A 6927-nucleotide genomic window follows, 5' to 3' on the forward strand; every position below is an offset into this window, starting at 1 on the left:
CTCAGCGGTAAACCGGGAAATCAGCGCACAGGGCGGCTACTTGCCGAGCGACATTGGCCTCGACATCGGCATCGCCGAGGTGGTCGAGGATGTCGCAGATCCAGCCGGCCAGCTCGGTGCACTGGGTGACCTTGAAACCGCGGGTGGTGACTGCCGGGGTGCCGATGCGCAGGCCGGAAGTGACAAACGGCGACTGCGGGTCGTTGGGCACGGCGTTCTTGTTCACGGTGATGTGGGCGCGGCCCAGGGCGGCATCGGCTTCCTTGCCGGTCAGGCCTTGGCGAATCAGGCTGACCAGGAACAGGTGGTTGTCGGTGCCGCCGGACACTACATCGTAGCCACGTTTGATAAACACGCCGGCCATGGCCTGAGCGTTATCAATCACTTGTTGCTGGTACGCCTTGAAGCCGGGCTCCAGCGCTTCCTTGAAGCACACGGCCTTGCCGGCAATCACGTGCATCAACGGGCCGCCCTGGCCACCGGGGAATACCGCGGCATTGAATTTCTTTTCCAGCTCTTCGTTGGCCTTCGCCAGGATCAAGCCGCCGCGCGGGCCGCGCAGGGTCTTGTGGGTGGTGGTGGTGACCACGTCGGCGTAAGGCAGCGGGTTCGGGTACAGGCCGGCGGCGACCAGGCCGGCGACGTGGGCCATGTCGACAAACAGGTAGGCGCCCACTTTGTCGGCGATCTGGCGGAACCGCGGGAAATCCAGGGTTTTCGAATAAGCGGAAAAGCCGGCAATGATCATTTTCGGCTGATGCTCGACGGCCAGGCGCTCGACTTCGTCGTAGTCGATCAGCCCGGTGTCGGTGTCGATACCGTACTGCACCGCGTTGTAGAGCTTGCCGGAGAAGCTGACCTTGGCCCCGTGAGTCAGGTGGCCGCCGTGGGCCAGGCTCATGCCCAGCACGGTGTCGCCGGCTTGCAGCAAGGCGAGGAACACCGCGGCGTTGGCCTGGCTGCCGGAGTGCGGCTGGACGTTGGCGTAGTCGGCACCGAACAGCTGCTTGGCGCGTTCGATGGCCAGGGCCTCGACCTTGTCCACGTGTTCGCAGCCACCGTAGTAGCGCTTGCCCGGGTAGCCTTCGGCGTATTTATTGGTCAGGCCGCTGCCCTGGGCCTGCATGACGCGCTTGCTGGTGTAGTTTTCCGACGCGATCAGCTCGATGTGATCTTCCTGACGTTGCTCCTCGGCATTCATCGCCGCCAGCAGTGCATCGTCATAACCCTGGATCTGGTCTTGCTTGCTGAACATCGCGTCTCTCCCAGCGGCGGCGGTGCGCCTTTCGTCTCGGTGAGGCCAGCCTTACAGCTGCGCCCTTTGGATGCGATGGTATGACCGGGACGACGAACTCAAATGCCTATGGACGCCACGCAAAGGTGCGTTTACGACATGCCCTGACGGCCCCGGATAAATGCACCGACCCGCCACTCGGCAACCGCTCTAGCTCAACCCCTCCCCCCGCCCTGTCGGAGCTGGCTTGCCAGCAAAGACCCCCTCAACCGGTACGCAATCAGCTCAAAACACCACGCAACACCAGCAAACAGAGGAAATGCAGCGGATACAGCCCATAGGCCCAGCGTCGCATTGCCAACACCGAACAACCGCGCAAGGCCCGCAGCAGCCACAGCCCCAGCAGTGGCGCCAACAGACAAACGGCAATACCGAAAGTCGCCACCTGATTGCCCAGGCGCGCCGCCGGGAACAAGGTTTGCCATTGATTGGCGGCCAGGCACACCAGCCCCGGCAGCAGGCTGAAATACCAGGGACGCTGCACCGCCCACAGCAGCGCCAAGGGCAGCAAGACCCCGAACACGCCGAACATCAGGTGGTCGGAAAACACCGCCGCCAGCAGCAAGGCCAGGCCCCCCAGGCATCGGGCCTGGAGTGCCGACTGCTGCCAGCCCCGCGCCACCAGCAAACCCAGGGCGAGGGTCGGCAGCACATTGAGGGTCTCGGCATCGGTCATGAACAGCCGGTAGGGAATCTCGCTCAGGCCGCTGAACAACAGCAGCCAGCCCAAGTAGCGCCATGGCCCGCCTGTGTCGTATTTGAGTGGGCCGTGCTTGAGTGGGTTGTGCTTGAGGGCGCCATGGCGCGCCAGGTTGAGCGCCATGGCCAGACAGAACCAGGGAAACGCCAGGCGCCCCGGTACATACAGCCAGTCCAGGCTCAACCCCACATAACGCAGGTGATCGAGGACCATGCTCAGCAACGCCAGCCACTTCAATGCGTCCAGTGCACCGTCGCGGCTGCCTGCGCGCCAGGGCACGCATAAATCCCCATGGGGCCTGCATTTTTGCGGCATAAACAGAACGTGTGCTCCCTGATCAATCTTGGGTAAAGTGCGCACCATCATCGACCACGGAGCCGGCCATGACCGACAACAGCCAACAATTCGCCAGCGACAATTATTCCGGCATCTGCCCTGAAGCCTGGGCGGCGATGGAACAGGCCAATCAGGGTCACGAGCGCGCCTACGGCGACGACCAATGGACCGCACGCGCCGCCGATCATTTCCGCAAGTTGTTCGAAACCGACTGCGAGGTGTTTTTCGCTTTCAACGGCACCGCCGCCAACTCATTGGCCCTGTCGTCGCTGTGCCAGAGTTACCACAGCGTGATCTGCTCGGAAACCGCCCACGTCGAAACCGACGAATGCGGCGCCCCGGAGTTTTTCTCCAACGGCTCCAAGCTGCTGGTCGCCGGCACCCAGAACGGCAAGCTGACGCCGGAATCGATCCGCGAGATCGCCCTCAAGCGCCAGGACATCCACTACCCCAAGCCGCGAGTCGTCACCCTGACCCAGGCCACCGAAGTCGGCAGCGTCTACACCCCTGAAGAAGTCCGCGCCATCAGCGCCACTTGCAAGGAACTGGGCCTCAACCTGCACATGGACGGAGCGCGGTTCTCCAACGCCTGCGCCTTTCTCGGCTGCTCGCCAGCCGACCTGACCTGGAAAGCCGGCGTCGATGTGCTGTGCTTTGGCGGGACGAAAAACGGCATGGCGGTGGGCGAGGCGATTCTGTTCTTCAACCACAAACTGGCCGAAGACTTCGACTACCGCTGCAAGCAGGCCGCCAATTGGCCTCGAAAATGCGCTTTCTGTCGGCCCCCTGGGTCGGCATCCTGGAAAACAGCGCCTGGCTCAAATACGCCCGCCACGCCAACCACTGCGCCCAATTACTGGCCAAATTGGTGGAAGACATTCCCGGCGTCGAACTGATGTTCCCGGTGCAGGCCAACGGCGTGTTCCTGCAACTCTCGGAACCGGCGATCGCCGCCCTGACCGCCAGGGGCTGGCGCTTCTACACCTTCATCGGCAAGGGCGGCGCCCGCTTCATGTGCTCCTGGGACACCAAGGAAGAACGTGTACGCGAACTGGCCGCGGACATCCGCACCGTCATGAGCGCCTGACCACCGTCACCTGCACTGCTCGTTCCCACGCTCCGTGTGGGAATGCCGCCCCGGACGCTCTGCGTCCAGTAGCTGCGTGGGTCAATATTCGATGCGCACGTCGCCCTTGGGCACGCTGCAGCAGGACAGGATGTAGCCTTCGGCTTCGTCGTCTTCGGTGATCCCGCCGTTGTGCTCCATCTCCACTTCGCCGCCCAGTTTGAGCACTTTGCAGGTGCCGCAGATGCCCATGCCGCAGGCCTTGGGGATCATCAGGCCAAGCTTGGCCGCCGCGGCGTGGACGGTTTCCCCTGGAACCACGCGGATGCTCTTGCCGGACGCGGTGAATTCCACCTGATGCAGATCGGCCACATCGACTTCCGGCGCTTCGGCGGCTTGTTCGGCATGTTCCACCGCATCGGCCCGGGCTTCGGGTGGCGTCGCGCCAAAGGATTCTTCGTGGTAGCGCGCCATGTCGAAGCCAGCAGCTTCCAGCAGGCGTTTGACCGCGTTCATGTACGGGGTCGGCCCGCAGCAGAAGACTTCCCGCTCCAGGAAGTCCGGGGCCATCAGTTCCAGCATCTTGTGGTTCAGGTAACCGCGATAACCCGCCCAGGGCTCGCCCAGGCCGTGTTTTTCGCAGATCAGGTGCAGGCTGAAGTTATCGATCCGCGACGCCATGTGCTCCAGCTCGCGGTGATAAATGATGTCTTTCGGTGAGCGGGCGCTGTGGATAAACACCATGTCGACGTTGGCGTTGGTGTCGTAGAACCAGCGCGCCATGGACATCACCGGGGTGATGCCGACGCCGCCGCTGAGGTAGAGCACCTTCGGGCTGGGGAAGTCGATGGCGTTGAACAGCCCCACCGGCCCGTGCACCGCCAGCTCCTGGCCTTCATGCAAGGTGTCGTGGAGCCAGTTGGAGACCTTGCCCCCGGGCACACGCTTGATGGTCACCGAGAAGCTGTAGGGCACCGACGGCGAGCTGGAGATGGTGTAGGAACGCATCACCGGCTGGCCTTCGATTTCCAGCTCCAGGGTGACGAACTGCCCCGGTTTGAAGAAGAACATGATCGGCTGGTCGGCCATGAAGCAGAAGGTCCGCACGTCCCAGGTTTCCTGGATGACTTTGACGCAACGGACGATGTGACGGCCATTGGCCCAGGTCTGGGTGGTTACCGGGTTGAGGAAGGTGTTGGACATGCTGTTCTCCACGGCCGACGGTCGGCTTCATGTCAGCGATTCTGCGTAAGGCGCCTGGCGCCCATTTACCTATCTGCGACATTCACATGCTTATCGCGACCAGCCCCCAGGGACCGGGCCTTGCGCGTCGGGAACAGATTGGGGCATGTCGCCCATGGATAAGGTTCAAGCCGCTGGCGGACCCACACTCGCCTCAACGACAACAGCCGATTTTTCGTGACTTGCGTAGCACCAACCGTAGCCACTCTCTATATCGCCGGCCGCACCGAACGGCCATGAGGACTTGAACGATGGACGTCACCGCAACCCTGAGCTTGGGCGATCCGCTGGAACCCGCACGCAAGGCCACTGCACAAATGCTGCAGGAGCGCGAGCGGACCTTCTCCCTGCCGCAGCCGTTCTACTGCGACGAAAGGCTGTTCGACATCGACATGCAGGAGATCTTCCACAAGGAATGGTTGATCGCCGGCATGACCTGCGAGATCCCCGCCAAGGGCAACTACATCACCCTGCAGATCGGCAAGAACCCGATCATCGTCATTCGCGGCGCCGACGGCGTGGTCCACGCCTTCCACAACGTCTGCCGCCACCGCGGTTCGCGGCTGTGCACCAGCGACAAGGGCAAGGTGGCCAAACTGGTCTGCCACTACCACCAGTGGACCTACGAACTGGACGGGCGCCTGCTGTTCGCCGGCACCGAGATGGGCGCCGACTTCGACATGAAGCAGTACGGCCTCAAGCCGGTCAACGTGAAGACCGCTGGCGGCTACATCTTCATTTCGCTGGCCGAGAACCCACCGGCCATCGACGACTTCCTCTCCACGCTGGCCCATTACATGGAGCCGTACGACATGGAGAACACCAAGGTGGCGGTGCAAACCACCTTGCGCGAAAAGGCCAACTGGAAACTGGTGCTGGAGAACAACCGCGAGTGCTACCACTGCGGCGGCTCCCACCCGGAGCTGTTGAAAACCCTGCTGGAGTGGGACGACGTTACCGACCCCCGCGCCGACCAGGCCTTCAAGGACCACGTGGCCGCCTCCGCCGCCGCCTGGGAAGCCGAGAAGATCCCTTACGCCCATGCCAGCTTCGGCCTGCGCAATCGCATCGTGCGCATGCCCCTGCTCAAGGGCACCGTGTCCATGACCCTGGACGGCAAGCAGGGCTGCGCCAAGCTGATGGGGCGGATCAAGAATCCGGACCTGGGCTCGATGCGCATCCTGCACCTGCCACATTCCTGGAACCACTGCATGGGCGACCACATCATCGTGTTCACTGTGTGGCCAATCAGCGCCCAGGAAACCATCGTCACCACCAAATGGCTGGTGCACAAGGACGCCGTGGAAGGCGTGGACTACGACGTGGAGCGCATGCGCCAGGTCTGGGACGCCACCAACGACCAGGACCGGCGCCTGGCCGAAGAGAACCAGCGCGGCATCAACTCCACCGCCTACCAGCCAGGCCCCTACTCCAAGACCTATGAGTTCGGCGTGGTCAACTTCATCGACTGGTACAGCGAGCGCATGCTGAGCAACCTGGGGGCCGAACCGGCGCCATACCTGAAAGGCGTGCCGGTACACGGATAAGCGCCACGAGGGGCAGCACACCTCAAGCGATACGCGGAACCCTAAAGGCCCGGGCATGCACCGGGCCTTTTTGCGTGTGGACGGTCGACAGCCGATGAATGTGTATGAAATTTGATCGATGGCTGAACAGCCTATAGCGGACGCGGCATGCAGCCTTCCGCAAACATCTTATCCACAGCTTGACCCACAGCCATTGTGGGCAACTGCCCGGGCGCTGGGGATATTTCTTTCGAGAAGGGTAATAAAATCCGTGACTTATGGGGAAACAGGGTTTTGGGTGTGCTTTGGCTGTTTTTTGATCAGCCCACTGAAAGCCACGGTTTTAAAGGGCCCTAGCTGAAGGCGAACACCTTATCCACAGAACGGCCAACAGACTTTGGGGGCAACTCCTGTGCAAAAGTTCTCTCCGTGATTTCTCAGGCTTGGAAAAAAGCCATAAAAAACGCCAACTTAGCCTGGTCAAATTTTGCACAGGCGGCTGGAGCGCTTGATTCATAAGGGCTGGAGCAAGGTGCGTACATCTTATCCACAGAGACGCACACAGGGATTGTGAGTAACCCCGAGGCCGCCATCGCCGGCAAGCCGGCTCCTACATTATTCGCGCAGGTTGCGAGGGCTCTGTAGGAGCTGGCTTGCCAGCGATCAGCAATGCCCGAGGCATGCGCTAAACCCCGAGGACGCCATCGCCGGCAAGCCGGCTCCTACGATATTTGCGCGGGCTGCGAGGGCTCTGTAGGAGCTG

General features: G+C 62.1%; 4 protein-coding genes and 1 pseudogene. 2 read left to right on the forward strand and 3 right to left on the reverse strand.

From position 1 onward, the window contains the following. Window position 1: 1 nt before the first annotated feature. On the reverse strand, window positions 2-1255 hold the full coding sequence (gene glyA / locus M1B34_RS16135) for a serine hydroxymethyltransferase (protein ID WP_123327535.1): 1254 nt from the start codon (window positions 1253-1255) through the stop codon (window positions 2-4). A gap of 259 nt (window positions 1256-1514) precedes the next feature. Continuing rightward, on the reverse strand, window positions 1515-2207 hold the full coding sequence (locus tag M1B34_RS16140) for a TraX family protein (RefSeq protein ID WP_425273519.1): 693 nt from the start codon (window positions 2205-2207) through the stop codon (window positions 1515-1517). Window positions 2208-2377: 170 nt separating this feature from the next. Between M1B34_RS16140 and M1B34_RS16145 the strand changes: the two are divergent. Then, a pseudogene (locus M1B34_RS16145) lies at window positions 2378-3417 on the forward strand (threonine aldolase family protein). A gap of 81 nt (window positions 3418-3498) precedes the next feature. Here the strand turns inward: M1B34_RS16145 and gbcB are convergent. Next, on the reverse strand, window positions 3499-4599 hold the full coding sequence (gbcB, locus tag M1B34_RS16150) for a glycine-betaine demethylase subunit GbcB (RefSeq protein ID WP_123327538.1): 1101 nt from the start codon (window positions 4597-4599) through the stop codon (window positions 3499-3501). A gap of 290 nt (window positions 4600-4889) precedes the next feature. Here gbcB and gbcA point away from each other — a divergent pair, with 290 nt between their 5' ends. After that, window positions 4890-6185 carry a glycine-betaine demethylase subunit GbcA gene (gene gbcA, locus M1B34_RS16155; RefSeq protein WP_268265624.1) on the forward strand — a complete coding sequence of 432 codons (1296 nt, stop codon included), beginning with the start codon at window positions 4890-4892 and terminating at the stop codon, window positions 6183-6185. Window positions 6186-6927: the final 742 nt, after the last annotated feature.

It is taken from the genome of Pseudomonas morbosilactucae (genome assembly GCF_023241715.1).
In the GTDB taxonomy this organism is placed as follows: domain Bacteria; phylum Pseudomonadota; class Gammaproteobacteria; order Pseudomonadales; family Pseudomonadaceae; genus Aquipseudomonas; species Aquipseudomonas morbosilactucae.